Consider the following 26,323-nt stretch of genomic DNA (forward strand, 5'->3'; position numbering starts at 1 on the left):
CGTAGGACGCCATGCCGCCGATCCCGAAAAAGTACCTGACCGCCGCTGCCGTTGTTGCTGCGCTTCTGCTTGGCTGGTTCGCCTTCGCGGCCTGGACCGACTACGCGCGCGACGGCGCCGAGGAGATCGCGACCTACAGCGACTTGGTGGCGGCGGCCGAACGGGGTGACATCGCCTCGGTCACCTTCCGCGGCGACGGTGCGCACGCCGTCACGCCGGACGGCCAGCGGCTGCGCGCCGTGGTTCCGGTCACCGACGACCTGCTGAAGGAACTGCGCGGGCGCAAGATCGCCATCGCCTTTGAGGAGGAGGCCGGCGGGCTGGTCTCCGGCACCGTTTCCGTCCTGGAAAAGCTGGCACCCTTCCTGGTCATCGGCCTGCTGATCGGCGCGCTTCTGCTCAGCGGCGGGCAGTTCCTCGGCGGCAGCCGGGCCACCCGCGTCCGCCCGCGCGACACCGGCACCGTCTTCGCCGACGTGGCCGGGGTGGACGAGGCGAAGGAGGAGCTTCGCGAGACCGTGGAGTTCCTGCGCGACCCGCGCCGCTTCGCCATGGCCGGCGCCCGCGTGCCCAAGGGCATCCTGCTGGTCGGCCCGCCGGGCACCGGCAAGACGATGCTGGCGAAGGCCGCGGCCGGCGAGGCCGGGGTGCCCTTCTTCACCGTTTCCGGCTCCGACTTCGTCGAGATGTTCGTCGGGCTCGGTGCCGCGCGGGTGCGCAGCGTCTTCAAGACGGCGCGGGCCGCCGCCCCCTGCCTGCTGTTCATCGACGAAGTCGACGCCCTGGCCGGCAAGCGCGGCGAATCCAACTCCCATTCGGAGCGGGAGCAGACCCTGAACCAGCTCCTGGTCGAGATGGACGGCATCGTGAACGGCGGCGAGGTGGTGGTGATCGCCGCGACCAACCGCGCCGAGATGCTGGACCCCGCCGTGACCCGGCCGGGCCGTTTCGACCGCCACATCCATGTCGCACTGCCCGACGTGGCCGGGCGCGAGGCCATCCTGGACGTCCACGCGGGCCGGCTGCACCTCGCCCCCGACGTCTGCGTCCGCACGGTGGCGCGGGGCACACCCGGCTTCTCGGGCGCGGAGCTGGCCAACCTGACCAACGAGGCCGCGCTGTCCGCGGCGCGCAACGGACGCGTCATCGTCGGCATGGCCGATTTCGAGGCGGCGAAGGACCGCGTCCTGATGGGCAACGAGCGGCGCAGCCTCGCCCTCTCCAGCCATGAGCGGCGCCTGACCGCCTATCACGAGGCCGGTCACGCGCTGGTTTCCCTCCGTTGCCCGGAGGCCGACCCCATCCACAAGGCCACCATCATCCCGCGCGGTCGCGCGCTGGGCATGGTGGTGCGGCTGCCGGAGGGCGACCGCGTGTCGGTGTCGCGCGCCAAGCTGCTGGCCGACATCGCCGTCGCCATGGCCGGGCGGGCGGCGGAGGATCTGGTCTTCGGGCCGGACGCCGTCACCACCGGGGCTGAGGCCGATTTCCGCGCCGCCACCGACCTCGCCCGCCGCATGATCACCGCCTGGGGCATGAGCGACGCCATCGGCTATGTCGCCCACGCCGGCAACGACCCCGCCGTCGTGCGCTCGGAGCGCACCGCCTGGCGCATCGACGAGGAGGTCCGCCGCATCACCGACGAGGGGATGGAGCGCGCCCGGCGCATCCTGGCCGGCGACCGCGCCGCGCTGGAGCGGATCACCGCCGCCCTGCTGGAGCGCGAAACGCTGAGCGGCGAGGAGATCGGCGCGCTGGCGGAGGAGGAGCGGGAAACGGAGGCCGCCTGATGGTAAAAAACTTCTTTCACATTCAACGACAAACATTGCTGCATACGCGCATACATTGGTAAAATGCTGTAGAATTTCCGCACAGTCGTGCGATCAGCATCGGGGCTGAGGATGGCAGACGCGGTTGCCCGCCGATCGATACTGGCTTTGGCGCTCGCCGGACTGGCGGCGGGCGGCCTGCCGTCGTCCGCCCTGCCGTCGTCCGCCCTTGCCGCAACCGCCGACACCGCGACCGCTCCGGTGACCGTCAAGGTCGGTGGGTACGAATTTCCTCCCTACGTGACCGAATCCGGCGGCGGCGTGACGCAGTCCCTGCTCGACCTGCTGAACGCGGAGCAAAGCGACTTCCGATTCGAACTGGTCCGCACCTCTCCCCAGCGGCGCTACGAGGACATGGAGCGGGGCCGCTTCGACCTGATCGCCTTCGAAAGCCTCGCCTGGGGATGGAAGGGCCGCCCCGTGGATTCCTCACGGGTGTATCTTCGCGATGCGGAGGTGTTCGTCGCCAAGGCCGGTCCCGGCAAGGACCAGAGCTATTTCGACCGGCTGGACGACAAGACCATTCTGGGACGGCTCGGCTACCATTACGCCTTCGCCGGCATGACCGCCGACCCGGAGATCCTGGAGAAGCGCTTCAACACCCGGCTGACCGTCACGCATGAGGGCAACGTGCGCAGCGTCGCCGCCGGGCGCGCCGCGCTGGCCATCGTCACGCGCTCCTTCCTGGCGCAGTTCCTGAAGGCCAACCCCGACATGGCGCCGCAGCTCCTGGTGTCCGACCGCACCGACCAGATCTACGAGCACACCATCCTGGTCCGCCGCGACGGCCCGGTCGGCATCGCCTGGGTCAATGACACGCTCGACCGGCTGGAGCGCAGCGGCGCCCTTCCGGCGCTGTGGGCCCGCCAGGGAATCGTCCCGTGACCGAACTGCGCGCCCTCGCCGTTGGACGGAGCGACCGCTCGCTGCTGACCCGTATCGGCAGCATCATACTGGTCACCGCCGCCGCCGTGGGGGTGGTGGCCGTGGCCGTGTCGGCCAACATCGTGGAACACCAGCAGTTCTCGGCGCTGACCAAGCGGGCACAGCTGGTCGCCGCCATGCAGACGGACGCGCTCGCCAACCCGATCTGGGAGATCGACGACCGCGCCGTCCGCAACATCATCGATTCGCTGCGCGAGCGCGACCCGGCCATTCTCGCCGTCTCCGTCTTCGAGCCGGGGCACGGCGAGCCGATGGCGGTGTCCGGCAACCCCAGGACCTCCGCCGATTCCACCACCGTCGAAAAGGTCATCGACCTGCGGGGGCGCGATGGGGTGACCCGGCAGGTGGGGACGCTGCGCCTGCTCTATTCGACGGAGGAGGTCCACCGCAGCACGCTGGAAGCGCTGCTGCCGGTGGTCGGGCTGCTTCTGCTGTCCCTGGTGACCGCCATCGCCATCATCAGCGTCATGCTGAACCGCGTCGTGCTCGGCCCGCTGCGGCGGCTGACACAGGCGACCCAGGCGGTCTCCCGCGGCGATTACAGCGCCCGCCTCGCCACCGAGCGGGAGGACGAGATCGGTGTCCTGACCAAGACCTTCAACCGCATGGCCGAGACGGTCCAGGACTACACCCAGACCTTGGAATCCCGTGTCCAGGAGCGGACGGAGGCGCTGGCCGACATCAACCGCCGCATCATGGACAGCATCAACTACGCCCAGCTGATCCAGTCCTCGATCCTGCCGAAGCCGGAGGTGCTGGAGGGCGGGCTGGCCCAGCATTTCGTCCTATGGCGCCCGCGCGACGTGGTCAGCGGCGATTTCTACTATTACCGCGAGGTCGAGGATGGCTTCCTCATCGGCGTGGCCGACTGCACGGGCCACGGCGTCCCCGGCGCCTTCATGACGATGACGGCCAGCGCGGTGCTGAACAACGTGGTGGACGGCATGGGCGCCGCCGACCCCGCGGCGCTGCTCGCCACGGTGGACGACAAGGTGCGGGCGGCCCTGCACCAGGACGGCGACGCGGCAAGCTGGGAAGGCGGCTTCGACAACGGCCTCGACCTCGCGCTGTGCTACGTCCAGCCGGCGCGGCGGCGGCTCGTCTATGCCGGTGCCCGTCTGCCCCTGGCCATCGCCGGCCCGGACGGGTTGACCGAGGTCCGCGCCGACCGCCGGAGCCTGGGCTACCGCGCGGCCGGCCCGACCCCGGCCTTCACGAATCACAGCCTGGACCTGCAGCCCGGGCAGACCTTCTACATCTGCACCGACGGCCTGACCGACCAGTGTGGCGGGGAGCGGGGGCGAAGCTTCGGCAAGCGCCGGCTGCACGGCGTGGTCGAGGAGTGCAGTGCGCTTCCGCTCGACCGGCAGAAGGAGCGCATCGAGGCCAGCCTGTCCGGCTTCCAGGGCGACCGCCCGCAGCGCGACGACATCACCATGGTCGGCTTCCGCGTCCGGCTGGCTGGCGACCCGGTGGCCCCGACGCGGAACACTCTGTGGGAAATCGCGTAACTGTTCTTGTGAGGATTGCGTGAAAGTGCAGCAGGGGGCCGTCGCGGGCCGAAGTCGCTCGACCTATCATTCGAATTCATATAATTTCCGCGCCGGCCCTGTGAACAATAAGCACCGGTAACGGGGGAGCAGAGGGGATGGCGGCCGTTACGATCGTTGTCGTCGAGGACGAGGCGTCTCTGCGACGTGACATGATCGAGTATTTGCGCAGTTGCGGCTTCGATGCGGTCGGGGCGAAAAATGGGCGCGAACTGGACGAACAGATCGCCTCGCGCCCGGTGTCCTTGGTTGTTCTGGACGTCAATCTTCCGGGCGAGGACGGATTCAAGATCGCCACGCGGCTGCGCGAAAATCCCGCCATCGGAATCATCATGGTGACCGCCCGCGGCTCCACCGTGGACCGGGTGGTCGGGCTGGAACTGGGCGCCGACGCCTATCTGGTGAAGCCCGTCGAAATGCGCGAGCTGGAGGCCCAGGCCAAGGCCCTGCTCCGCCGTCTGGAAACCAGCAATGGCGCTGCCGCCCCACCGGCCCCGCAATCCTCCGGACAGCCCGCGACGGACGAGGCCAGTTGGGTTCTGGACGTCACGGCCTGGGCGCTGACCAGCCCGGCCGGCGTGCGGGTCAGCCTGACGAGCATGGAGATGAAGCTGGTCTCGCTGCTGGCCGGACAGGCCCGCCAGCCGGCGACCCGCGACCAGATCTCGGTGGCGCTCTACAACCGCCGTTGGAATCCCGACGATCGCTCGATCGACACGGTGGTCGGGCGCCTGCGCCACAAGGTTGAGAACGCCATCGGCGAAACCGCCCCGGTCAAATCGGTCCACGGCGTCGGCTATGTGTTCTCCGCCCCAGTCCGCGTGATCTGAGGCCGCGTGATCTGAGGCCGCGTGATCTGAGAGGCCGTTCAGGCGGGGGCGTCGTCCGCAGGGGTGTTTTTCGGAAAGGTCAGGACGAAGCGCGTTCCCCGTCCCGGCGCGCTGTCCACCACGATCGTCCCCTTCAGCGCCCCGACGGCCAGATTGTGCACGATGTGCAGGCCGAGCCCACTGCCCCCCTCGCCGCGCCGGGTGGTGAAAAAGGGATCGAAGATCCGGGGCAGATGGTCCGCCGGAATGCCGCGGCCGTTGTCGGCGTAGACCAGCCGGACGGCGCCGGGCTCCGGCTCGTCCACCGTGATCGACAGGATGCCGCCCTGCCCCTCCGCGCCCTGCGCGTCGACGAAGGCGTGGGTGACGGAATTCATCACGAGGTTGGTCAGGATCTGCGACAGCGCACCCGGATAGCTGTCGACCACCAGCCCATCCGGGCAGGAGACGGAGATGCCGTGCCGACCCTGGCGGAGCTTCGGCTCCAGACTGACCAGCGTTTCCTGGATGTAGCGGTTGAGATTCACCGCCCGCCGTTCGGCGCTGGCACGATCGACCGCCACCTGCTTGAAGCTGGCGATCAGCTTGGCCGCCCGCTCGCAATTGGTGAGGATCAGCGCCGCGGTGTCCGTGGCCGTGGCCAGATAGCGCGAAAAGTCCGCCTTGCTCAGTTCCCCGGACTGGGCGCGCCGACGCAGCCCGGCGGTGGCGTCGGACAGATGCGACGCGCAGGACACCGCGATGCCCACGGGAGTGTTGATTTCATGAGCCACCCCGGCCACCAGGGCGCCCAGGGAGGCTAGCTTCTCGGCACGGACCATCGCCTCCTGCGCCTCCCGCAGGTCGGCCAGCGCGGTTTCCGCCTCCTGCCGTCGCCGCTCCAGCTCCTGGTTGGCAGAGCCGAGCTGCGCCTGCAGCCGGTCGCTGACCCGAACCAGCCGGCGCTGCTCGCGCGTGCTGCGCTGGAACGCCTCCACCAGCGCCTCGAACTCGGCGCGCAGTTCGGGCGCGGCGGTGCCCAGCCTCTCCCCCAGAAGGCGGGCCTGCTCGATGGCCTGCTCCTCAGCGGCGAAGAGGTTGAAGGTCATGATGCCCCGTCTGCGGGAATCTGTTTCAGGGTGAAGGAGACGTGGTGCAGATCCTCGGCGAAATCCTCACCCAGCTCCTGCATCGAATCGTCGTTTTCCTCGTAGCACCAGGTGACGGAGATGATGCGTCCGTTGCCCGCCGCCGTCTCCAGCATCTGGAAGATGTTCATCAGGGCCTTCGCGCTGGAGCTGTTGAAATACAGCAGTTCCATGTCGAAGCGGATCGGGTGGCCGCCCGCCTCGGCGAGGAAGGCGCGGAGCGCTGCGAAGATCGGCCCGAAGAAGGTCGCGACGTCGTCGGGATAGGACTCGCCGCTGAGGCGGAGCACGCCTTGGGCGAAGTCGAAATCGACTTCGGGCGTCCGGCCCGTTGCGGGCAATTTCAGGGATTCCATGGTCGTCCGGATGTCCACAGCCGCTTTCAGATCCGAGCCTTGAGACAGAAGAAGCTTTTGCCTTCGTCCATTTCGAGGAAGTCGTACTCGATGGGTTCGCTGGCGCGCCGCGCGATCTCGATCAGGCCGATGTTGGCGCCCCGCGCGCCCTCTTCCGGGGTTTCGCGCAGTTGCTCCCGGTAATAGGTCTTGATCGCGTCCTTGTCCAAGCCCTTGAGATACTCCAACCGATCGCGCAGGCGTGGAACGTCGGCGTTGTAGACGGTGTTGCCGCAGACGATGAAGACCTTCCCGCCTTCCATGCCGATGGTGACCATCCCGGCGCTGAGTTCGACCGGCTTCTCGCGCGCGCCGGTCACCTTCTCGGCTGAATAGCGGATGATGTTCTGCATCTGCTCGACGAAGACGGCGAAGACCCGGCGGACCGTCGGGCCGTCGGTATCCTCCAAAGCCATCTTCTCCCGCAACGCCTCACCCAGGGAATAGAGTATTCCCTCGGACAGATAGCCGCTGAACGAGAAAATGATGCCTTTCTCGTCGAGGTCCCGTTTGATCCCGGCATATTGCTGAGCGAGCATAATGGAGTCCGCGGTTCTTCCGTTGGGGGCGAAAAGGCCGTTCGCCGCGTCTGTGGGGAGCCGGAGCGGTTTCCGGCAATCGCGTCGGCCTCGTTATGAACACGTTACATTTCCGTCCGCCGCGCTGAAAGGATTATCAGGGGCGGACGGCGGCGGGGCGGCCCTGCGCGTTCAGCCTTTCACGGGAAGACGGACGCGGAAGACACTGCCCTGGCCGACCGTGCTTTCGGCGCTGATCGAGCCGCCATGCAGCAGGATGATCTGCCGTACCGTGTGCAGTCCGATGCCCGTCCCCGGCACACCCGCCGAGCCGGTTCCCCGGTAATGCCGCTCGAACAGCATGGGCAACTCGTGCTGCGGGATGCCGCGGCCCTGGTCGGCCACCGCGACCACCGCCAGGCCGGCGTCGGTCTCGCCGCGCACCGTGATGCGGCAGTCACCGTCCGAATATTTGAAGGCGTTGTTCAGCAGGTTGCTGAACAGCATGCCCAGCAGATGCCCGTCGGCCATGACCACCGGCGGCAAACGGTCCAGATCCAGGTGGAAGTCGCAGCCGGTGTAGGCGGTGCGGAAGGGTTCCGTCACCGAACGCAGCAGCGCCCGCAGGTCCACGTCCGCCCGCTGCACCCGCAGCGTCCCGGCCTGAAGCCGCTCGTCGGTCAGATGCGTGTCGATCAACCCGGTCAGGCGCTGGACGCTGCTGCGGATGACGCGCAGCCGTTCCAGCGAGTCCGGGGTCTCCCGCTCCGCCCGCAGCGTCAGCATCTGGGCGGCGCTGTCGATGATGGCCAGCGGTGTGCGGAATTCGTGGCTGACCATGGTGACGAACTGGCGCTGCTGCTCGCGGGCGACCAGTTCCGCCTCCAACGCCCGCTCCACCCGCTCCTTGGCGGCGACCAGGGCGGCCTGGTTGGCGGCCAGCTCGGCCGTCCGCTCGCCGACGCGCCGTTCCAGCGACTGGTTCAGCGCCACCAGATCCTCGTACAGGCACACATTGTCGAAGCCGATGATGACGCGGGCGCAGAACAGCTCCAGCAACCGATGATCGTCTTCGCGGTAAGGCTCGCTCCGCTCCAGGGCGAAGACCGTCGTTCCATGCTCCCGGGTGCGAAAGGCGAGGATGCAGCGGGACGATCCGAAATTGCTCTGCTGCGTCTCGAAGGCGGAAATCACCTGGGCGGTCAGCTCGGCCTCCAGGATGTCGGAGGCGGGCCGCCCGACGAACCGCGCGAAACGGCCGGAGCCGGCAACCACGGTGGCCCGCGTCTTGCCGTCGCCGCGATCCACCATGCGGCAGGCCAGAACGGCACCGCCGCTGTTGTCCACGACCTTGCTGAGCTGGTCCACCAGCTCCTCCACCAGCGTGCGCATGGACCGGGTCTCGAACAGCGGGGCGGAGGCGGCGAGGATGCGCTCCAGCCCCTGGCGGTGCCGCTCGATGGTCACGATGTCGCGCCACGCCCGCAGCCCGCTGACCAGCGTGGTGAACAGGCGCTGGGCGGTGAGTTCGCTCTTGGCCTTGTAGTCGTTGATGTCGTAGGCGACGACCACGTCCCGCTCCGGCGCCTGTCCCGGCTGGCCGGTGCGCAGGATGATGCGCATGCGGTGATTGTTCAGGTCCTCGCGGATGAAGCGGACCAGACGCAGGCCGGCGTCGTCCGTCTCCATCACCACGTCGAGAAGCGCCACCGGGATGTCCGGTCGGGTCATAAGAAGCGACCTTGCGGCCGCCGCCGACAGGGCGCTGACCACCTCGAACGGCCGGTCTTCGAACTCGAAATCGCGCAGCAACACCTCGGTCATGGTATGGACCTGGGGGTCGTCGTCGACCACCAGCACGGGCCACGGGTCCGCCGGCCGGGCGTTGGCCGTCGAGTCGTCGGCGAAGCCGTCGTCGGGTCCGAACAACGGTTCGTCGTCCAGACCTTCGTCCATACCCTGGCCCATGCTCTCCTCCACGCATGACCTACCCGAATGGTTCCGCATCGACGGACAAGGAAGGCACCAAAGCGGTACGAGACCTAAGCCCACCCGTCCAGGGCTGTAGCAAATTGTCACAAAACGTCATGCATAAGAGACACCTGGCACGAATTTGGGCTGATTCTGCCCTTTGATGAATACCCAAGTATTACTGCATTCTTTTATACTCCCCGAAATTGAGGGAGCAGGCCCGCGTATGGACATGGATCTCAAGGGTGGGGACCTCGAAAACGGGGAATCCCATGGCAGGGACCTGGACGGCATGACTCCGGATGGCACGGGACCGAACGGTGCGCCCATCGGTCGGTACGCGGCGTTCCGCCGGTTCCTTTCGCGCTTCGACCACCGTCCCGGCGCGTCGCGGGCCGCGGACCGGCCGGGCGGACTGCCGGTGCGCGCCATGTTTCTCGGTCTGCTGTCCAGCCGGCGGCAGGCGCACACACGCCGCCTGTGGGCGCGCTGGCTGGAGCCGGTGATGCTGCGCGATCCGGTCCTGCTGTCGATCGCCGACCCGCTGCCCGGCTGCATCCGCGTCCTCGACACCGCCGGTTGGTGGCCGGCGCTGTCGAGGCGCATGGACGACCTTCCGGCCACCGTGCAGAACCGCCTGGACAACCGGCTGGTCGACGGAGCCCTGGACCGGGTTCTCGCTTCCCCGGAAATGGTGGATTGGGCGGAGGTCCTGCGCGACCGCTCGCTGACCGTCCTGGACGCGCTGCGCACCGACCCCGCAGCGCTCGCCCTGTTCCTGGAGGAGGCCAACACCCACCGCATGCGCGCCGCCAGTGCCCTGGCGATCCCCGGCGGCGTCGTGGCGCTCCGGCCGCTGGACGGCACGGACGTGGACACGCTGGCCACCGCGCTGCGCCTGTCCGACCGGTGGCGGCCGCTGGGCGGACGGGCGCCGGACATGGAGATCGACGAGTTGCTGGCCTGCGTCCGCGGCGCGCTGACCAGCGACAGCATCCCGCCGGAGGCGCTGGCCCTGTTCGCGGTGGCCGGTCTCTACACGCGCCGCGACCCCCTGCTCGGTGCGGCTCTGCGGGCGCTGCTTCCGCTGCCGCTGGTCGATGCCGCCGCCGCATGGCTGACGGCGCACAGCGAGGAGGCGGATGGCAGCGTTTCGGACTTATCCATGCCTGGAGTCAGCCCGATGCGCGCTTCCGACCGCGGACTGCGGGACCTGTTCGAAGCCGCGCGGCGTTCCGGACGATCCCTGTCCCCGTCGCCCGCCAAACGGCCGGCGTCCCCACCGGCCGGGGTGATGAACGTCACCGGCACACCGGGCGCGCGCTGATGGTTCGGATGGTGATGCGATGAACATGGACACCTTCGCCCTCGCCTTGCTGGTCCTGTGCGTCGGCGCGCTCGGCCTGTCCGTGGTCTACGAGGCGTCGCGCCTGACCGCCACCGGCAGCCGCAAGGCGCTGCTGCGACGGAAGCTGGAGGCGCAGGCCGCCGACCTCGCCACCCTCAGCCGCCGCATCGAGGACGCCCAAGCCGAGAGTACCTCCCGGCAGGAGTCCCTCGACCGGCTGACCGCCGAGCGCGGGCGCCTGACCGGCCTGATCGCGTCAGTGAAAGCGTCCAAGATCGCCCTGGTGCATGAGATCGGCGATGCCCAGAACGGCGCCCAGCGCTTTGAGAGCGAGTTGCGCACCGTCCCGGATTTCGCCCGGCTCGATCCCCGGCGCATGCTGTTCGCACGGGCGATCTGGGATCGCCGGAACATCGCCCGCGTCTGGGCCGACACGCCGGACGCCGCGGCGGCGATGCTTCAGCGCGCCTTCAGCGAGCGCAACGGGGTCCTGTCTTCGCGGCCGGAAACGATCCCGTTGATCCCAGTTGGAAGCGGGACGAACGACGGCGCGCGGCCGGTTTCCCCATGACGGCGATCATCCTCTACGCGGCGCTGCTGCTGCTGGCGGCCAGCGTCGTGGTGAACCGGATGGGCGAACGCCGCGTCCGCTCGGCGCGCGACGAGATCGCCACCGCCGAAAAGGACATCCGGACCATGGACCAGCGCGTCCAGGAAGCCCGGAAGACGCTGGAGACGACGCGCGGAACGCTGGGCGGCCTGGAGGAGGCTCTGGCCGAGGCGAAGCGGCAGGCCGAGGCGCTGGAGCGGCAGCTCGACGCGGTCCAGCAGGCGCCAATGGAACTCTTCCATGTCTTCGACCGGCTGGAGGCCCGGCCCGGAACCATCTGGGAGGTGGCGGTGCGCCGCGCGCCCGACGCGCTCTACACCAGCGGCGCCATGGCCGCCTCGTGGCGCGACGGCCGGGCCTATCTGGTCGTCGCCGCCAACCAGAAGGAGGCTCTGGACCGCGTCGCCCAGCGCTTCCCGCGCGTCAACGGCTACGAGATCGGGCCGGTCCTGACCTGCCGCCTGTTCCTGCCCAAGGACGCGGCGGAGCGCAAGCGGGCCTGAGCCATCCTGTGAGGCCCGCCACAGCGTCGGAAGAACACCACGGTTAGAGTGGAGCGAACGACCCTCACACCCTGGTGACCGCCATGACCCGCCGCACCGCAACGCACCTTCCGCCCCCGTCCCCGTCGCAGCCGGCCACCCGTGAGCGCCCCGCGCCCGAAGCCACGTTCCTGCCCCTGGTCCTGCCCCTGGACGACCGCCGCTGCCCCCGCCGCGAGGTCGCCGTGCTGTGCGAGACCGACAGCGGCCATCGCTGGGACGGGGCTTGACCGGACGGTCCGCATCCCTATATCCCGGTCGCCCTCCCGTGAGGACGACCTCACCACGGCACGCCCCACCATGTCTCATCCATGTCGGGCATGGGGAGTTCGGCGGGGACGACCCTGCCTCCAATCCATCGGAGGTGTTCCGTGTCCTGGGTCATCCTGTTCTTCGCCGGCCTCTTCGAAATCGGCTGGGCCGTCGGCCTGAAGCAGACGGAGGGTTTCACCCGTCCCATTCCCACCGCCCTGACCGTCGCGTCGATGGTCATCAGCCTCGCCCTGCTGGGGATGGCGCTGAAATCGCTGCCGCTCGGCACCGCCTACGCCGTTTGGACCGGCATCGGGACGGTCGGCACCGTCGTCCTGGGCATCTGGCTCTATGGGGAATCCGCCGACATCCTGCGGCTCGGCTGCATCGCGCTGATCGTGTCGGGCATCCTCGGGCTGAAGCTGATCACGCCCTGACCCGCCGCCGGCATCAGGCGCGCTCCTTCCGCAGGGCCGCGCGCGCGGCGTAGCCGATTCCCCCGACCACCGCGAGGCCGGCGAGGAAGGCGAAGCCGCGCGCCGCGGTCCCCGTGGTGCTCAGCGACAGGCGCTCCTCCTGCCCGGTGAAGCGCCCGTGCGTGCGGTGCAGGCCGGACACCGGCTCGAACAGGTTGTCGGGCCGGCCCGGCGCTTCCGCCTCCTCCGTCTCCTGCCCCTCGAAGGCGGTGAAGGCCACCCGGTAATCGGCGTAGGCGGGCAGCGCCTGGGTGCCGAGGATCGCCTCGGCGGTGGTGAAGCCCAGCCAGTGCTCGCGCTTCGGGTCCGCCGCGGCTTGGACGATGGCGCGGCCGATGTCGTCCGGGTCGAAGATGGCGCCGACCGGCTTCGCCCGGCGCGGCATGTGGCTGCGCGCCCAGTCGAACTGCGGCGTGTTGACGGCGGGCAGATGGACCATGGTCACCCGCAGGCGGCTGCCGTCATGGATCAGTTCGGAGCGCAGGCTGTCGATGAAGCCGCGGATGGCGCTCTTGGCCCCGCAATAGGCGGCCTGGAGCGGGATGGAGCGGTAGGCCAGCGCCGACCCGACCTGAAGGATGAGGCCGCGGTCGCGCGGCAGCATGCGGTGCAGCGCCGCCAGCGTGCCGTGGACGGAGCCGAGGTAGGTCACCTCGGTCACCCGCCGGACTTCCTCGGGCGTCAGGTCGCGGATGCGCCCGAACACCGTCACCATGGCGTTGTTGACCCAGACGTCGATGGGACCGAGCGTGCGCTCGGCCTCGTCGGCGGCGGCCTCCACCGCCTCGGCGTCGGCCACGTCGGCGGGCAGCACCAGCGCCGTGCCGCCAACTCGTCCGATCTCCGCCGCCACCTCCTCCAGCGCGGCGCGGGAGCGGGCGATCAGCCCGACCGCCGCACCCCATTCCCGCGCAAAGGCAAGCGCCGTCGCCCGCCCAACCCCGGCGGACGCTCCGGTGACGACGACGACGGGCCGATTCCGGCCGGCAACAGGATTGGAGGGCATGGCGGCGGGGCTCCATGGGCTGGGACGAGCATCGACGCTGTCCAAACCCGCCCGGAGGCCGCCGGTTCCGCGCCGTTGCGCTTACGGCGCCTCGACGATCTCGAAATCGTGGGTGATCGCGGCGGTGGCGCCCAGCATGATGGAAGCGGAGCAGTATTTCTCCGCCGACAGGGCGATGGCGCGCTCCACCTTCGCCGGGTCCAGGCCGCGCCCGGTCACCACGAAATGGACGTGGATCCTGGTGAAGACCTTGGGGTCGGTCTCGGCGCGCTCGGCCTCGATCTCGGCCACGCAGTCGGTGATGGCCTGACGGCCCTTCTCCAGGATCATCACCACGTCGAAGCCGGTGCAGCCGCCCATGCCGATCAGCAGCATCTCCATGGGACGGATGCCCAGGTTGCGCCCGCCCGCCTCCGGCGCGCCGTCCATGACCACGGCGTGGCCGCTGCCGGACTCGCCGACGAACATCCGACCATCAACCCACTTCACCCGCGCCTTCATGGCGGTCTCCCGATTATTGTTCGTCTTCCAATGGATGGCAGGGCTTGCAGCCGGTGGGCCAGGGCTCGCCCAGATCCTCCACGAAGCAGGTCCAGGCCGGGCTTTCCAGCCGGACGCAAGCACCCCCGGCAAAATTCAGGACCAGGGCGCCCTCCACCGCCTCGACGGAGAGCAGTTCCAGGATCTGCGCGCGGTTCCTAACGTCGAGACCGCGCAACTTCACGGCCTTCACCCCCTCGATCCGCACGCCGCAATTGACGCGCTCGAAGGGGTTCAGGTGGTCGTCGTCGGCGGTGGGGCCGGGGCGGCGCTTGTCGGCCGTCTCCCACTTGAAGCGGTTGGCCACCAGCACGAAGCGCGCCTCTTCGGGCAGGAAGCACATGTCGCCGATCGGCAGGATGGCGTCCTGCAGGCAGGCGGAGACGACTTTCAGATCCTCGGCATCCTGGGCGCGCAGGCGGATCGGCGTGGCGGTCATGGACTTCCCTTCGCTGTGGACGGCTGAGCGGGCGCAGGACGCCGTCAGTCGTCCTCCGCCCGGATGCGTTCGATGTCCGCGCCGCAGGCCGCCAGCTTGTCCTCCAGCCGCTCGTAGCCGCGGTCGAGGTGATAGACGCGGTTGACCGTCGTCTCCCCTTCCGCCGCAAGACCGGCCAGGACCAGCGACACCGACGCGCGGAGATCCGTCGCCATAACGGGCGCGCCGGTCAAACGCTCCACCCCCCGGACGAGGGCGGAGGAACCGTGCACCGTGATGCGGGCTCCCATGCGGGTCAGCTCGGGCGCGTGCATGAACCGATTCTCAAATATGGTCTCGGTGATCATGCCTGCACCCCTGGCCGTGCACATCAGGGCCATCATCTGGGCCTGAAGGTCGGTGGGGAAGCCGGGATAGGGCTCGGTCATCACGTCCACGCCGACGAGCTCGCCGTTGGCGCGGGAGACACGGATGCCCGTCTGGCCGTTGGTCTCGATCTCGGTGAACTCCACGCCCGCCGGGACCAGGGCGGTCACCGCCGCCTTGATCAGGTCCAGACGGGTGTTGAGGATGTCCAGCGTGCCGCCGGTCATCGCCGCCGCCATGGCGTAGGTGCCGGTCTCGATGCGGTCCGGCACCACCATGTGGCGGGCGCCGTTCAGCCGGTCGACGCCGACGATGGTCAGCCGGTCGGTGCCGATGCCGGTGATCTTCGCGCCCATCTTGACGAGGCACTCGGCGAGGTCGCTGACCTCCGGCTCACGGGCGGCGTTGACCAGCACCGTGGTGCCACGGGCCAACGTGGCGGCCATCAGCAGGTTCTCGGTGGCGCCCACCGACACCTTGGGGAAGACATACTCCGCACCGCGCAGGCCGCCCTGCGGCGCCTTGGCGACGATGTAGCCGCCCTCGATGCGGATGTCCGCCCCCATGGCCTCCAGGCCCTTGATGTGCAGGTCCACCGGGCGGGCGCCGATGGCGCAGCCGCCGGGCAGCGACACCTTGGCCTCGCCGCAGCGGGCGAGCAGCGGGCCGAGCACCAGGACGCTCGCCCGCATCTTGCGGACGAGGTCGTAGGGGGCCGTGGTGTTGGTGATGTCGCGGGCGGTGAACTCCACCACGCGGCCGGCGCAATCCCCGCCCGCCCCGGCCATGTGGATCGCGACGCCGTGCTGGAGCAGCAGGTTGCACAGCGTGTTGATGTCGGCAAGGATCGGCAGGTTGGTGAGCGTCAGCGTCCCGTCGGTGAGGAGCGCCGCGGTCATCAGGGGCAGCGCCGCGTTCTTGGCGCCCCCGACCGTGATCGACCCGTGAAGGGGCTTGCCGCCGCGGATGCGGATCTTGTCCATGAAGCTGTCTTGTCCGGTCAGATGCTGTCGAAAAGGCCGAAGCCCGGCGGATTAGGCCATCTTGCGGGTCCGAGGGTCCGCGACACGCCCATCGTCGGCGGACGTCTCGGGAGTCGTACGGGGATTGAATCTGTCAGGCGTTGTAGCGGAGCATGCGGGCGCGCTCAAGGGAAGGAATTGAGGCTTTTTCTCATGGAAGCCCTTCTCGCGCCGCATTTGAAAGGACGGACCGCGTGACACAGGACAGCGCCCGGGACAACACCCAGGACGGCATGATGGCTGGGCTGACCCTCTCCCTCTCCGGGCGGCTCGACCCGGACGAGGTGAAGCAGATCCACGGCGAACTGCGCGCCTTCAACGAGCGCTTCACCGCCCCCTACGACCTGCGGGACCTCCAGGTGACCGTCCGCGACGCGGACGGAGCGCTGATGGCCGGGCTGACCGGCTACACGAACTGGGAGTGGCTGTACGTGGACTATCTGTGGGTCCATGACGGCCGGCGCGGCGGCGGCCTCGGTGCCCGGCTGCTGGCCGCCGCGGAGGCGGAGGCGGTGAAACGCGGCTGCCGCTGGTCGCGCCTCTACACCTACGATTTCCAGGCGCCGGGCTTCTACCGCAAGCAAGGCTACACGGTGTGGGCGGAGATGGAGGGCTACCCGCCGGGGCACACGCAGATCTGGCTCAGGAAGGCTCTGCGGCGGGACGGGGAATAGCCTGCACGGCGGACTCGTTGCGCTTCAGGAAGACGATCACCGCGCAGACCACCGCCATCCCGGCGAGTTGGGGCGGCTCGAAGGTTTCGCCCAGCAGCAGGAAGGCCGTCACCCCGGCGAAGACGGGATCGAGCATGCCGATCACCGTCGCCGGGAACGGTTCGATGGTCTTCAGCCCCTCCAGATAGAGCCAGTAGGGCGCCACCGTGCCGAAGACGCCGATGAACAGCACGAAGCCCACCGTCTCCCAGGTCACCTCGACCGCCGCATAATCAACGGCGGGAGTGGCGAGCAGCCAGAACAGCGCCGACAGGAAGAAGGGCCAGAAGGTCATCGACCAGCTGTCCAGCCCCCGCCGGTGGCCATGGGCGCAGCGGACGTTGTAGGCGGCGAAGCACACGGCGCAGAGCATCCCCACCGCCGCCCCCAGCGCGTTGCCCGACCACAGGGCCGGATCGTAGGCGCCGACCAACAGGAAACAGCCGGCGGCGTTGCCCGCCAGGATCAGCGCCACCGCCCGGTTCATCCGGTGGGTGCCGAGCAGCAGCCCGGCGGCAACGATCAGCATGGGCGCGGTGTATTCCAGCATCAGCGCCAGCGCCACGTTGGTCAGGGCGATGGCGTAGAAGAAGGTCAGGTTGACCAGAGTCAGCCAGACCGCCAGTTCCCCCAGGAACGGCAGGTCCACCCGCCGCACCCGGATCGGCCGGCCAAGCGCCAGCATGATCAGGGCCAGCACGGCGGCGGACACCATGGCGCGCACCGCGATCATCACCAGCGGCGGCATGGAGGCGACGAACATCATCTTGGCCGCCGTCCCGGCCACGCCGAACAGCAGGGCGGAGGCGACGATGCAGCCATAGCCCCACAGGCGCCCCCGCGCCGACTCAACCATCATGGCCCCGCCCTGCCCCGTTCCGGATCGACCGCAACGATACCGTGCGACTGTCTCCGGACCGATGCGGCAAATGCGTCACCGGCCTTGCAACGGTCAGTCCGGCTGGCCGTCCTTCTCCCGCCCACGCGCCTGCTCCTTGCGCTTGCGCAGGTTCTCGCGCAGACGGGCGGCGAGCCGGTCCTGCTTGTCGTCCTTTTTCGGCTGGATGGCGGCGGGACTCTTGGTCTGGTCTTCCGTGGTCATGCGGCGCTCGCGGCAAGCGGGGCCGGGGCGGCGGCGCTGCCCCAGCGGCGGTTCCAGTCCTGGAACATCAGCACGTTCCAGAGCCGGTGCTGGTTGTTGCGGGTCCCGGCCAGATGCTCCGCCCAGCAGGCGCGGATCGGCGCGGGGTCGAGGAAGCCCTCCCGGCGCAGCCGCTCCTCGTCCAGCAAATCCTCCGCCCAGTCGCGCAGCGGACCACGCAGCCAGCCGTCCAGCGGAATGGCAAAGCCGGCCTTGGGCCGCTCCACCAGGGTCGGCGGGACATGGCGGTAAAGGACTTGGCGCAGCAGCCACTTGCCTTTGCCGTCGCGCAGCTTCTGCGCTTGCGGCACGCGCCAGGCGAACTCCACCACCCGATGGTCGAGCAGCGGCACGCGCGCCTCCAGCGACACGCCCATGCTGGCGCGGTCCACCTTGGCCAGGATGTCGTCCGGCAGATAGGTGACGCTGTCGAGATGCTGCATGCGCTCGAGGAAATCGGGAATGCCCGTGGCCAGCCCCTCGTCCCAGGCCGGGCCGTGCGGCTCCCGCCCGCCGCGGACCAGCATATCGGGGTCCTGCCACTGGCTGACCAGACGGCGGTAGATGGCGTCCGGTCCGGCGGCGTCCAGCACCCCGGCCAGCTTGTGCAGCTTGTCGCCGGTCTGGCGCGGGCGCCGCCCCTCGGGGATCAGCCCGGCCAGCGCGTCCCAGCCCGCGGGTCGGACGGCGCGGATCAGTCCGGCGGCGCCCCGGCGCAGCCCGGCGGGCAAAAGCGCCATGCGCCGCCACAGGGCGGGCGCCGTGAGGTAGCGGTTGTAGCCGGCGAACAGCTCGTCCCCGCCGTCGCCGGACAGGGCCACGGTGACGGAGCGCCGGGTCATCTCCGACACCAGCAGCGTCGGGATCTGCGAGCTGTCGGCGAAGGGCTCGTCGTACCAGTCGGCCAGCTTGGGGATGACCTCCAGCGCGTGGCTGGCATCCACCCGAAGCTCGGTGTGCTCGGTGCCGAGATGGGCGGCGACCGCGCGGGCGTGCACCGCCTCGTCGTAGCCGTCCTCACCGAAACCGATGGTGAAGGTGCGCACGGGCCGCGCGCTCTGCGCCTGCATCAGCGCGACGACGGTGGAGCTGTCGATCCCGCCGGAGAGGAAGGCGCCCAGCGGCACGTCGGCCATCATCTGCCGCCCGATGGCGTCCTTGAGCAGCGCTTCCAGCGCGTCCGCCGCGTCGGCGTCGGACAGCGCCAGCCGGTCGGCGATGCCGGCCCGCGCCGCGTCGCCGGCGTCCCAATAGACGGTGCGCTCGGGTTCGCGCCCCGGACGGACAGTCAGGATGCTGCCCGGCTCCAGCTTGTGGACGCCCTGGTAGATGCTGTGCGGCGCCGGGACGTAGCTGAAACGCAGATAGGCGGACAGCGCATCGCGGTCGATCTGCGCCGCGAAAGCCGGATGGGCGCGCAGCGCCTTTGGCTGGGAGCCGAACAGCAGCGCCCCGCCCATCCGCGCCCAATAGAGCGGCTTCACCCCCAGATGGTCGCGCACCAGAAAGAGCGTGCGCTCGCGGCGGTCCCACAGGGCAAAGGCGAAGATGCCGACCAGACGCCGCACAGTGCGCTCGACGCCCCAGGCGGCGCAGCCCTCCAGCAGCACTTCGGTGTCCGAATGGCCGCGGAACCGGTGGCCGGCGGATTCGAGTTCCGCCCGCAGGTCCTGGAAATTGTATATTTCGCCGTTGTAGGCGATGACCCAGCGCCCATCCGCCGATACCATCGGCTGGCGGCCCAGCGGCGACAGCTCCACGATGGCGAGCCGCCGGTGGCCGAGCGCGATCCCGGCCGCCCCGTCCGCCCACACGCCGTCCCCGTCGGGGCCGCGGTGGGCGATGGTGTCGGCCATGCGCCGTGCTGTGGCCTCAAGCCCGGACTCGGGGCCCGATCCGGAGCCGGGACCGGCCAGAAAGCCGCAGATGCCGCACACGGCGCGTGCCCTCGCTTAGTGGTCGGACCGGTGCAGGATGCTGTCGCGCAGACCCGTCTCGTAGGCCATGCCCTCGGCGGTCACGACCCCGTAACCGGCGTCGCGGCGCAGCATGCCCTTGCGCTCGAGGATGGTCCAGACGGCCTCGTTGGTCAGGCCGGTGGCGTCGCGGGAGGCGACGACCGCGCTGCCCAGATGGAAGTGGTTGCCATGGGCGTGCGGCAGGTTGGTGACCTGGAAGGCCCCCTCCTCCCCCTCGACCGGCTTCTGCTCCAGACGGGCAAGCTCCTGAAGAAGGGTCAGCGTCTTGAGCTGCAGCGGGTTGAGGTTCGCGGGGTTCTTTTTCGGCGGCATGGATGTCCGGCTCGGCAACGTGATTAAGGTTGCGGCAGTAGATCGGGTGCGCCCGGCGGCTGTCAAGCGGTGGAGGATGTTTGCAGACTGGCGTCGGGCCACCGGGTCGGGCATAAGACGGGCTGTTGACGCGCGCGTGATGCCTCAAACAGGGGGCTGGCTGGCGCGGGCCTGTCAAGGATGGTGGATATGACGATCGTGGTCACCGGCGCGGCCGGTTTCATCGGCTCGCACGTCGCGGCGGCCCTGCTGGATCGCGGCGAGACGGTGTTGGGGATCGACAACCTCAACGACTACTATTCCGTGGCGCTGAAGGAAGCGCGGCTGGCCCGCCTCGCCGCCCGCCCCGGCTTCCGTTTCGTCAAGGCCGACGTGTCCGACCGCACCGCCATCGAGGCGTTGGACCCCGAGTTCTCCGAGGCGACCGGCGTCGTGCATCTGGCCGCCCAGGCCGGTGTGCGCTACTCGCTGGAGAACCCCTACGCCTACGTGGACGCCAACGTCACCGGGCAGGTGGCGATGCTCGAAGCGGCGCGGCGCATGCCGAAGCTGAAGCATTTCGTCTACGCCTCCACCTCCTCCGTCTACGGTGCCAACAAGAAGATGCCTTTCTCGGTGGAGGACCGCGTCGATTCCCCCATGTCCATCTACGCCGCCACCAAGAAGGCGGCGGAGATGATGACCTACGCCTACTGCCACCTCTACAAGTTTCCGGCGACCGGCCTGCGCTTCTTCACCGTCTACGGCCCCTGGGGACGTCCGGACATGGCCGCCTATCTGTTCGCCGACGCGATCATGGCGGGCCGCCCGATCCGCGTCTTCAACGAGGGCCGGATGAAGCGCGACTTCACCTTCGTCGAGGACATCGCGGCGGGCGTGCTGGCGGCGCTGGACCATCCGGCGACGCCCGACGCCAACGGCGCGCCGCACGCCGTCTACAACCTCGGCAACAACCGGACCGAGGACCTGATGCGCTTCATCGGCATCATCGAGGAATCGCTGGGCCGCGAGGCGGTGAAGGTGATGGAGCCGTTGCAGATGGGCGACGTGCCGGAAACCACCGCCGACATCGAGGCGAGCCGCCGCGACCTGGGCTATGAGCCGAAGACGCCGATCGACGTCGGCCTGCCCCGCTTCATCGCGTGGTACAAGGATTATCACGGCATTGCCTGAGGCCCGTCCCGTGAACGCCCGCGCTGCAATGGCCAGCCGCAAGCTGATCTATCTGGTGACGGAGGACTGGTATTTCTGGTCCCACCGCCTGCCCATGGCCCGCGCCGCTCGCGAGGCCGGGTTCGAGGTCGCCGTCGCCACCCGCGTCGACAAGCACGGACCGCGCATCGAGGCGGAGGGCTTCCGCGTGCTGCCGCTGTCCTGGCAGCGGCGCAGCATCAACCCGGCGGGCGCCCTGTCCGCCGTGGCGGAGATCGCCGCGCTCTACCGGCGGGAGGCGCCGGATCTGGTCCACCACGTCGCCATGAAGCCGGTGCTGCTGGGCGGGCTGGCCGCCGGGCTGGCCGGAGTGCCGGCGGTGGTGAACGCGCTGACCGGGCTGGGCTCCGCTTTCCTCGGCACCGGAGGACTCAAGTCCCGCGTTGCCGGCGCCGTGGCGCGCCCGTTGCTGCGGACGCTGCTGAAACGCCCGAACAGCCTCACCATCCTGCAGAACGAGGACGACCGCCAGACGCTGGTGGCCGCCGGGTTGCTGCCCGACGAGCGGGCCTGGATCATCCGCGGTTCCGGTGTCGACACCGCCCATTACCAAGTGCTGGCCGAGCCGCCGGAGCCGCCGGTGACGGTGGGCTGCGTCGCCCGCCTGCTGGCCGACAAGGGCGTCGCGCCGCTGGTCGAGGCGCAGCAGATCCTGCGGGGCAAAGGGCTGGACGTCCGATTGCTGCTGGCCGGGACGCCCGATCCGGAGAACCCGACCTCCGTGACGCAGGCCGAACTGGACCGCTGGGCCGCCCTGCCCGGCGTCGAACTGCCCGGCCACAGCGCCGACGTGCGGCAGGTCTGGGCGCGCTGCCACATCGCCGTGCTGGCCTCCCGCCGCGAGGGGCTGCCGAAGAGCCTGCTGGAGGCCGCGGCCTGCGGGCGGGCCATCGTCGCCACCGACGTGCCGGGCTGCCGCGAGGTGGCCCACGCCGGCGAGAACGCCCTGCTGGTCCCGCCCGACAATGCCGGAGCCCTGGCCGACGCGCTGGAAACCCTGGTGCGCGACACCGCCCTGCGCCGGCGCTTCGGCGCCGCCAGCCGGCGTCTGGTCGAATCCGACATGGCGTCCGACCGGGTGGGCGCGAAGACGGTCGAACTGTACCGTCGCCTGCTGGAGTCCACCCAATCCGGCATGGCCCCGGTCGCGGAGGCGTCATGACCAATCCTCTGGCCCCGTTTCTCGCCCTCTGCGGCAGTTTCGCGCTGTCCTGGCTGCTCACCGGACGGGTGCTCGCCTATCTGCGGCTCAAGGCGATCCTCGACCACCCGAACGACCGGTCCAGCCATTCCATCCCGACGCCGCGCGGCGGCGGCTGGGGCGTGATGCTCACCCTTCTCCCCAGCTGGACGCTCATCGCCGTGACGGTGGACCATCCGCTGCGGGCGCTGCCGATCCTGGCCGGCACGGTCGCGCTGATGGCGGTGTCCTGGATGGACGACCGGCGCGGGCTGGGTCCGGCGCCGCGTTTCCTCGCCCAGATCGCCGCGGTGGTCGCAGGGTTGAGCGCGCTCCCCGGCGACGGGCTGGTCTTCCAGGGACTGCTGCCCTTCTGGGCGGACCGGCTGGTGGCCGCGGTCGGCTGGCTATGGTTCGTGAACCTGTTCAACTTCATGGACGGCATCGACGGGCTGGCCGGCGGCGAGGCGGCGTCCATCGGCGCCGGGCTGGCGCTGGTCGCCACGCTCGCCGCGCTCGACCCGGCGCTGGCGCTCTATGGATTGGCCGCGGCGGGGGCGGCGTTGGGCTTCCTGGTGTGGAACTGGCATCCCGCCAAGCTCTTCATGGGCGACGTCGGCAGCGTGCCGCTGGGCTTCACGCTGGGCTGGCTGCTGCTGGTCCTGGCGGCCTCGGGATTGTGGGTGGCGGCGCTGCTCATCCCCGCCTATTTCCTGGCCGACGCCACCGTCACCCTGCTGCGCCGTCTGGCCGAGGGCAAGAAGGTTTGGCAGGCCCACCGCGAACATTTCTATCAGAAAGCCACCCAGCGCGGGCGCACCCACGCCCAGGTGGTTCGGCTGGTTCTGACGCTGAACGCCGCGCTGTTGCTGCTGGCCGTGGCGTCGCTTGCGCTCGGCTGGGTGGCGCTTCCGGCCGGCGCCGCGGCGGTCGTTCTGTTGCTGGCTCTGCTGGCGCGGCCTGTGCGGGCGGCGGCGTGATGCGCGTCCTGGTCACCGGAGCCACCGGTTTCGTCGCACGGACGGTCATCCCCCTGCTGGTGGCGCGCGGGCACAGCGTGCGCGCCGTGGTGCGCCGCCCTGACGTCGCGGTTCCACAGGCAGCGGATACCGTCACCATTACCGATATCGGCCCCGCCACCGCCTGGGGCAACGCCCTTCAGGGCATGGACACGGTGGTTCATCTGGCCGCCCGCGTCCACGTCATGCGCGACCGCGAGTCCGATCCGCTGGCCGCCTTCCGCCGCGTCAACACCGCCGGCACCCGCGTGCTGGCCGAGGCCGCCGCCGCCGCAGGCGTCAAGCGGATGGTCTATCTCAGCAGCGTCAAGGCGCTGGCCGACGAGAGCCGCCCGGACGAGCTGAGCGAGGAGACGGAGCCCGATCCGCATTCCCCCTACGGCATCTCCAAGCTGGAGGCCGAACGGGCGCTGGCGGAGATCTCCACCCGCACCGGGCTGGAGGCCGTGGTGATCCGTCCGCCGCTGGTCTACGGACCCGGCGTGGGCGGCAACTTCCTGCGGTTGATGCAGGCGGTCGACCGCGGCATCCCCTTGCCGCTGGGCGCATTGGAGAACCGGCGCAGCCTGATCTTCGTGGGCAATCTCGCCGACGCCATCCAGGAGTGCCTGACCCACCCGCAGGCGGCGGGCGGGCGGTTCCTGGTTCATGACGGGCGGCCCATGTCCACGGCGGAGCTGGTGCACGCGATCGCGGAGGCGCTGGGGAAGCCCGCGCGCCTTCTGCCCGTGCCGCCGTCCCTGCTGGCGCTCGCTGCGCGGCTGGCCCGGCGCGAGGCCATGTTCGACCGCGTCGCCGGTTCGCTGGTGATCGACGATGGGGCCATCCGCCGCGCCCTGAACTGGCGCCCGCCCTGCTACCCTGCGTACGGCTTGCGCCTGACCGCCGAATGGTTCAAAGCTGTGCGCGGCTGAACGGCCATCATGGTCCGCGGGTTGCCCGAAAGGGAACGGCCCCGGCAAAGCGATATTCCAAGGTAAAGCGCATGCGCATCCCGTCCCCGCGGGCGTCCCTCGTCTACCTGCACGACCTGACGATGACGGCCGTTTCCCTGGTTGTGGCGCTGTATCTGCGCGTGGGCCAGCAGGCGTTCGACGAATACAGGGACCCGCTGCTGACGGGACTGCCCATCCTGGTGCTGATCGCAGCGGCGGTCTTCCGCCTCTCCGGTCTGTACCGCGGCATCTGGCGCTACGCCTCCGTCCCCGATCTGGCGCAGCTTCTGCGCGCGGTCACGATGGTCGTGCTGTGCTTCCTGGCGGTCATGTTCCTGCTGACCCGTCTGGAAGCCCTGCCCCGTTCCCTGCCGGTGATCCTGTGGTTCGTGCAGCTCGTCCTGCTGGGCGGGCCGCGCTTCGCCTACCGCCTTCTCAAAGACCGCCGTCTCGGCCTTCACGAACAGGCATCGGGGGGAGTTCCGCGCATCCCGGTGCTTCTGCTGGGCGTCAGCGACGCGGCGGAGCTGTTCATCCGCTCCCTGGACCAGAACGCCGGCGCCGCCTACCGTGCGGTTGGCCTGTTGGACGACAAGAACCGGCGCATCGGTCACGCCATCCGCGGCGTGCCCGTGCTGGGCGGTCCCGACGACCTGCCCCGCGTGGTCGAGGAGTTGGCGCAGCGCGGCGACCGCCCGCAGCGCCTGATCGTCGCCAAGGGCCAGGCCGACGTGCCCGGCACCGTCCTGCGCGACCTGCTGGAGCAGGCGGAATCCCTGGGCCTGTCCATGGCCCGCCTGCCCAGCCTGACCGAATTCAAGTCCGCGCTGGGCGAAGGCAAGATCGAGGTGCGCCCGATCGCGCTGGAGGACCTGCTGGGCCGGCCCCAGGCGGTTCTGGACCGTGGCGCCATCGCCAGCCTCGTCACCGGACGGCGCGTCGTCGTCACCGGCGCGGGCGGGACCATCGGCAGCGAGTTGGTCCGCCAGATCGCCGCCCTCGAACCGAAGGCCCTGACCCTGGTCGATGCCGGGGAGTTCAACCTCTACAGCATCGAGATGGAGGTGCGGGAGCGCTTCCCGGCCCTGGCGCTCCAGGCGGTGATCGCCGACGTGCGCGACTGCGACCGCATCTTCCGCCTGTTCCAGGTGCAGCGCCCCCACATGGTCTTCCACGCCGCCGCGCTGAAGCATGTGCCGCTTGTGGAGGCCAACCCGGCGGAAGGCGCGCTGACCAACGTCATCGGCACCCGCAACGTCGCCGACGCGGCGCGGGCCAACGGCTGTCAGGCGATGGTTCTGGTGTCCACCGACAAGGCGATCCGCCCGACGAGCGTGATGGGCGCCACCAAGCGCTTCGCCGAATGCTACTGCCAGGCGCTCGACATGCTGCCGCCGCGCGACGGCAGCGAGACGGCGACCCGCTACATGACGGTCCGCTTCGGCAACGTGCTGGGCTCCAGCGGGTCGGTGGTGCCGCTGTTCACCCGCCAGCTTGCCAAGGGCGGTCCGCTGACCGTCACCCACCCTGACATGCGCCGCTACTTCATGACGGTGCGGGAAGCGGTGGAGTTGGTGCTCCAGGCCTCGGCCCACGGCGTTGCCCGCGCGGAGGAGCGCGGCAAGGTGCTGGTGCTCGACATGGGTGAGCCGGTGAAGATCGTCGACCTCGCGCGGCAGATGATCCGGCTGGCCGGCTACCGGCCCGGCGAGGACATCAAGATCGAATTCACCGGCCTGCGCCCCGGCGAGAAGCTGTTCGAGGAGATCCTGACCTCGGCGGAGGCACCGTCGCGCACGGAGGCCGACGGCGTCTTCCTCGCCTCCCCGCGCGTCATCGACTATGCCCTCATCAACCGCGCCCTGGGCGAACTGGAGGCGGCGGCACGGGCCGGCGATGCCGAACGGGTGATGACGATCCTGTCCAACATCGTCCCCGATTTCCGCGCCGAGGCCGTTCTGCCGCCGCCAAGCGCCTTCGGCAACGCTCCGGCGGGCGCCGAGGCCGGGGCTCTGAACCAGAGCGGCGCCGACTGACCGGCGCGGAGACGGACGCGATCATGGGCT

The 26,323-nt window shown here is 69.6% G+C and carries 27 protein-coding genes; 15 read left to right on the forward strand and 12 right to left on the reverse strand.

Annotated features, from left to right (window positions below):
• The first annotated feature begins 11 nt into the window (after positions 1-11).
• From ftsH to ACFPMG_RS32265, 4 genes are all read left to right on the forward strand, one after another.
• Positions 12-1,790, forward strand: coding sequence for an ATP-dependent zinc metalloprotease FtsH (gene ftsH, locus ACFPMG_RS32250; RefSeq protein WP_376999899.1), 1,779 nt, complete (start codon positions 12-14; stop codon positions 1,788-1,790).
• A 111-nt stretch (positions 1,791-1,901) separates the two neighbouring features.
• On the forward strand, positions 1,902-2,714 hold the full coding sequence (locus tag ACFPMG_RS32255) for a substrate-binding periplasmic protein (protein WP_376999901.1): 813 nt from the start codon (positions 1,902-1,904) through the stop codon (positions 2,712-2,714).
• Positions 2,711-4,285, forward strand: a complete 1,575-nt coding sequence (locus ACFPMG_RS32260) for a SpoIIE family protein phosphatase (protein ID WP_376999903.1) — start codon at positions 2,711-2,713, stop codon at positions 4,283-4,285. Before ACFPMG_RS32255 ends, ACFPMG_RS32260 begins: the two co-directional genes overlap by 4 nt.
• Before the next feature lie 137 nt (positions 4,286-4,422).
• Positions 4,423-5,154 (forward strand): response regulator transcription factor, encoded by a 732-nt coding sequence (locus tag ACFPMG_RS32265; RefSeq protein WP_376999904.1) that lies wholly within the window; start codon positions 4,423-4,425, stop codon positions 5,152-5,154.
• A 38-nt stretch (positions 5,155-5,192) separates the two neighbouring features.
• Here the strand turns inward: ACFPMG_RS32265 and ACFPMG_RS32270 are convergent, their stop codons facing one another.
• The 4 genes from ACFPMG_RS32270 to ACFPMG_RS32285 form a co-directional block, all read right to left on the reverse strand.
• Positions 5,193-6,242 carry a sensor histidine kinase gene (locus ACFPMG_RS32270; RefSeq protein ID WP_376999905.1) on the reverse strand — a complete coding sequence of 350 codons (1,050 nt, stop codon included), beginning with the start codon at positions 6,240-6,242 and terminating at the stop codon, positions 5,193-5,195.
• Positions 6,239-6,637, reverse strand: coding sequence for a DUF1987 domain-containing protein (locus ACFPMG_RS32275; RefSeq protein ID WP_376999907.1), 399 nt, complete (start codon positions 6,635-6,637; stop codon positions 6,239-6,241). The genes ACFPMG_RS32270 and ACFPMG_RS32275 overlap by 4 nt, the downstream gene beginning before the upstream one ends.
• A 26-nt stretch (positions 6,638-6,663) precedes the next feature.
• Positions 6,664-7,215, reverse strand: a complete 552-nt coding sequence (locus ACFPMG_RS32280; protein WP_376999909.1) for a SiaB family protein kinase — start codon at positions 7,213-7,215, stop codon at positions 6,664-6,666.
• Positions 7,216-7,386: 171 nt separating this feature from the next.
• Entirely contained in the window at positions 7,387-9,162 is a 1,776-nt protein-coding gene (locus ACFPMG_RS32285) for an ATP-binding response regulator (protein ID WP_376999911.1), read from the reverse strand.
• A gap of 295 nt (positions 9,163-9,457) precedes the next feature.
• Between ACFPMG_RS32285 and ACFPMG_RS32290 the strand changes: the two genes are divergently transcribed.
• The 5 genes from ACFPMG_RS32290 to sugE all read left to right on the forward strand — a co-directional run bounded on the left by ACFPMG_RS32290 (position 9,458) and on the right by sugE (position 12,354).
• On the forward strand, positions 9,458-10,492 hold the full coding sequence (locus ACFPMG_RS32290; protein WP_376999913.1) for a hypothetical protein: 1,035 nt from the start codon (positions 9,458-9,460) through the stop codon (positions 10,490-10,492).
• 19 nt (positions 10,493-10,511) lie between these two features.
• Entirely contained in the window at positions 10,512-11,084 is a 573-nt protein-coding gene (locus tag ACFPMG_RS32295) for a hypothetical protein (protein WP_376999915.1), read from the forward strand.
• Positions 11,081-11,626 carry a hypothetical protein gene (locus ACFPMG_RS32300; protein WP_376999917.1) on the forward strand — a complete coding sequence of 182 codons (546 nt, stop codon included), beginning with the start codon at positions 11,081-11,083 and terminating at the stop codon, positions 11,624-11,626. Before ACFPMG_RS32295 ends, ACFPMG_RS32300 begins: the two co-directional genes overlap by 4 nt.
• Positions 11,627-11,700: 74 nt before the next feature.
• The gene (locus ACFPMG_RS32305; RefSeq protein WP_376999919.1) at positions 11,701-11,895 is read left to right on the forward strand and encodes a hypothetical protein; all 195 of its coding nucleotides are present in this window, start codon (positions 11,701-11,703) and stop codon (positions 11,893-11,895) included.
• 141 nt (positions 11,896-12,036) lie between these two features.
• On the forward strand, positions 12,037-12,354 hold the full coding sequence (gene sugE / locus ACFPMG_RS32310; RefSeq protein ID WP_376999921.1) for a quaternary ammonium compound efflux SMR transporter SugE: 318 nt from the start codon (positions 12,037-12,039) through the stop codon (positions 12,352-12,354).
• A 13-nt stretch (positions 12,355-12,367) separates the two neighbouring features.
• Here sugE and ACFPMG_RS32315 read toward each other — a convergent pair whose 3' ends face one another.
• The 4 genes from ACFPMG_RS32315 to murA form a co-directional block, all read right to left on the reverse strand.
• Positions 12,368-13,399 (reverse strand): SDR family oxidoreductase, encoded by a 1,032-nt coding sequence (locus ACFPMG_RS32315; protein WP_376999923.1) that lies wholly within the window; start codon positions 13,397-13,399, stop codon positions 12,368-12,370.
• A gap of 81 nt (positions 13,400-13,480) precedes the next feature.
• Positions 13,481-13,900 (reverse strand): OsmC family protein, encoded by a 420-nt coding sequence (locus ACFPMG_RS32320; RefSeq protein ID WP_094307333.1) that lies wholly within the window; start codon positions 13,898-13,900, stop codon positions 13,481-13,483.
• Between the two features lie 13 nt (positions 13,901-13,913).
• The gene (locus tag ACFPMG_RS32325) at positions 13,914-14,378 is read right to left on the reverse strand and encodes a DUF2948 family protein (protein ID WP_376999925.1); all 465 of its coding nucleotides are present in this window, start codon (positions 14,376-14,378) and stop codon (positions 13,914-13,916) included.
• 44 nt (positions 14,379-14,422) lie between these two features.
• A complete protein-coding gene (gene murA, locus ACFPMG_RS32330) occupies positions 14,423-15,727 on the reverse strand; it encodes a UDP-N-acetylglucosamine 1-carboxyvinyltransferase (protein ID WP_376999927.1) in 1,305 nt (434 codons plus the stop codon).
• Between the two features lie 233 nt (positions 15,728-15,960).
• Here murA and ACFPMG_RS32335 point away from each other — a divergent pair, with 233 nt between their 5' ends.
• Positions 15,961-16,440 carry a GNAT family N-acetyltransferase gene (locus tag ACFPMG_RS32335; RefSeq protein WP_376999929.1) on the forward strand — a complete coding sequence of 160 codons (480 nt, stop codon included), beginning with the start codon at positions 15,961-15,963 and terminating at the stop codon, positions 16,438-16,440.
• On the opposite strand, the gene ACFPMG_RS32340 is transcribed toward ACFPMG_RS32335, so the two are convergent.
• From ACFPMG_RS32340 to ACFPMG_RS32355, 4 genes are all read right to left on the reverse strand, one after another.
• Positions 16,409-17,338, reverse strand: coding sequence for a DMT family transporter (locus tag ACFPMG_RS32340; protein WP_376999931.1), 930 nt, complete (start codon positions 17,336-17,338; stop codon positions 16,409-16,411). The genes ACFPMG_RS32335 and ACFPMG_RS32340 overlap by 32 nt on opposite strands.
• 93 nt (positions 17,339-17,431) lie before the next feature.
• Positions 17,432-17,581: a hypothetical protein gene (locus tag ACFPMG_RS32345; protein WP_376999933.1), complete on the reverse strand. Its 150-nt coding sequence runs from the start codon at positions 17,579-17,581 to the stop codon at positions 17,432-17,434.
• Positions 17,578-19,557 carry an asparagine synthase (glutamine-hydrolyzing) gene (gene asnB / locus ACFPMG_RS32350; protein WP_376999935.1) on the reverse strand — a complete coding sequence of 660 codons (1,980 nt, stop codon included), beginning with the start codon at positions 19,555-19,557 and terminating at the stop codon, positions 17,578-17,580. The genes ACFPMG_RS32345 and asnB overlap by 4 nt, the downstream gene beginning before the upstream one ends.
• Before the next feature lie 15 nt (positions 19,558-19,572).
• Entirely contained in the window at positions 19,573-19,911 is a 339-nt protein-coding gene (locus ACFPMG_RS32355) for a hypothetical protein (protein ID WP_014240524.1), read from the reverse strand.
• Positions 19,912-20,100: 189 nt separating this feature from the next.
• On the opposite strand from ACFPMG_RS32355, the gene ACFPMG_RS32360 reads away from it, so the two are divergent.
• The 5 genes from ACFPMG_RS32360 (at position 20,101) to ACFPMG_RS32380 (ending at position 26,293) form a co-directional block, all read left to right on the forward strand.
• Complete coding sequence (locus tag ACFPMG_RS32360; protein WP_376999937.1) at positions 20,101-21,084, forward strand: SDR family NAD(P)-dependent oxidoreductase; 984 nt, start codon at positions 20,101-20,103, stop codon at positions 21,082-21,084.
• Between the two features lie 10 nt (positions 21,085-21,094).
• Positions 21,095-22,285, forward strand: coding sequence for a glycosyltransferase family 4 protein (locus ACFPMG_RS32365; RefSeq protein ID WP_376999939.1), 1,191 nt, complete (start codon positions 21,095-21,097; stop codon positions 22,283-22,285).
• Entirely contained in the window at positions 22,282-23,283 is a 1,002-nt protein-coding gene (locus ACFPMG_RS32370; protein ID WP_376999941.1) for an MraY family glycosyltransferase, read from the forward strand. Before ACFPMG_RS32365 ends, ACFPMG_RS32370 begins: the two co-directional genes overlap by 4 nt.
• Complete coding sequence (locus tag ACFPMG_RS32375) at positions 23,283-24,236, forward strand: NAD-dependent epimerase/dehydratase family protein (protein WP_376999943.1); 954 nt, start codon at positions 23,283-23,285, stop codon at positions 24,234-24,236. The genes ACFPMG_RS32370 and ACFPMG_RS32375 overlap by 1 nt, the downstream gene beginning before the upstream one ends.
• Before the next feature lie 71 nt (positions 24,237-24,307).
• Positions 24,308-26,293 carry a polysaccharide biosynthesis protein gene (locus tag ACFPMG_RS32380; RefSeq protein ID WP_376999945.1) on the forward strand — a complete coding sequence of 662 codons (1,986 nt, stop codon included), beginning with the start codon at positions 24,308-24,310 and terminating at the stop codon, positions 26,291-26,293.
• The last annotated feature ends 30 nt before the right edge of the window (positions 26,294-26,323 follow it).

The sequence above is a fragment of the Azospirillum himalayense genome (genome assembly GCF_042657465.1).
GTDB classification, from domain to species: domain Bacteria; phylum Pseudomonadota; class Alphaproteobacteria; order Azospirillales; family Azospirillaceae; genus Azospirillum; species Azospirillum himalayense.

Excerpts from the sequence above, each read along its gene's own strand:
- ACFPMG_RS32375 (WP_376999943.1), top strand. The coding sequence starts at position 23,283 with ATGCGCGTCCTGGTCACCGGAGCCACCGGTTTCGTCGCACGGACGGTC.
- ACFPMG_RS32265 (WP_376999904.1), top strand. The coding sequence starts at position 4,423 with ATGGCGGCCGTTACGATCGTTGTCGTCGAGGACGAGGCGTCTCTGCGA.
- ACFPMG_RS32315 (WP_376999923.1), bottom strand. The coding sequence starts at position 13,399 with ATGCCCTCCAATCCTGTTGCCGGCCGGAATCGGCCCGTCGTCGTCGTC.
- murA (WP_376999927.1), bottom strand. The coding sequence starts at position 15,727 with ATGGACAAGATCCGCATCCGCGGCGGCAAGCCCCTTCACGGGTCGATC.
- ACFPMG_RS32355 (WP_014240524.1), bottom strand. The coding sequence starts at position 19,911 with ATGCCGCCGAAAAAGAACCCCGCGAACCTCAACCCGCTGCAGCTCAAG.
- ACFPMG_RS32275 (WP_376999907.1), bottom strand. The coding sequence starts at position 6,637 with ATGGAATCCCTGAAATTGCCCGCAACGGGCCGGACGCCCGAAGTCGAT.
- ACFPMG_RS32360 (WP_376999937.1), top strand. The coding sequence starts at position 20,101 with ATGACGATCGTGGTCACCGGCGCGGCCGGTTTCATCGGCTCGCACGTC.
- ACFPMG_RS32380 (WP_376999945.1), top strand. The coding sequence starts at position 24,308 with ATGCGCATCCCGTCCCCGCGGGCGTCCCTCGTCTACCTGCACGACCTG.
- ACFPMG_RS32345 (WP_376999933.1), bottom strand. The coding sequence starts at position 17,581 with ATGACCACGGAAGACCAGACCAAGAGTCCCGCCGCCATCCAGCCGAAA.
- ACFPMG_RS32290 (WP_376999913.1), top strand. The coding sequence starts at position 9,458 with ATGACTCCGGATGGCACGGGACCGAACGGTGCGCCCATCGGTCGGTAC.
- ACFPMG_RS32320 (WP_094307333.1), bottom strand. The coding sequence starts at position 13,900 with ATGAAGGCGCGGGTGAAGTGGGTTGATGGTCGGATGTTCGTCGGCGAG.
- ACFPMG_RS32300 (WP_376999917.1), top strand. The coding sequence starts at position 11,081 with ATGACGGCGATCATCCTCTACGCGGCGCTGCTGCTGCTGGCGGCCAGC.
- ACFPMG_RS32370 (WP_376999941.1), top strand. The coding sequence starts at position 22,282 with ATGACCAATCCTCTGGCCCCGTTTCTCGCCCTCTGCGGCAGTTTCGCG.
- ACFPMG_RS32270 (WP_376999905.1), bottom strand. The coding sequence starts at position 6,242 with ATGACCTTCAACCTCTTCGCCGCTGAGGAGCAGGCCATCGAGCAGGCC.
- ACFPMG_RS32340 (WP_376999931.1), bottom strand. The coding sequence starts at position 17,338 with ATGATGGTTGAGTCGGCGCGGGGGCGCCTGTGGGGCTATGGCTGCATC.
- ACFPMG_RS32325 (WP_376999925.1), bottom strand. The coding sequence starts at position 14,378 with ATGACCGCCACGCCGATCCGCCTGCGCGCCCAGGATGCCGAGGATCTG.
- ACFPMG_RS32295 (WP_376999915.1), top strand. The coding sequence starts at position 10,512 with ATGAACATGGACACCTTCGCCCTCGCCTTGCTGGTCCTGTGCGTCGGC.
- ACFPMG_RS32285 (WP_376999911.1), bottom strand. The coding sequence starts at position 9,162 with ATGGGCCAGGGTATGGACGAAGGTCTGGACGACGAACCGTTGTTCGGA.
- ACFPMG_RS32255 (WP_376999901.1), top strand. The coding sequence starts at position 1,902 with ATGGCAGACGCGGTTGCCCGCCGATCGATACTGGCTTTGGCGCTCGCC.
- ftsH (WP_376999899.1), top strand. The coding sequence starts at position 12 with ATGCCGCCGATCCCGAAAAAGTACCTGACCGCCGCTGCCGTTGTTGCT.
- ACFPMG_RS32280 (WP_376999909.1), bottom strand. The coding sequence starts at position 7,215 with ATGCTCGCTCAGCAATATGCCGGGATCAAACGGGACCTCGACGAGAAA.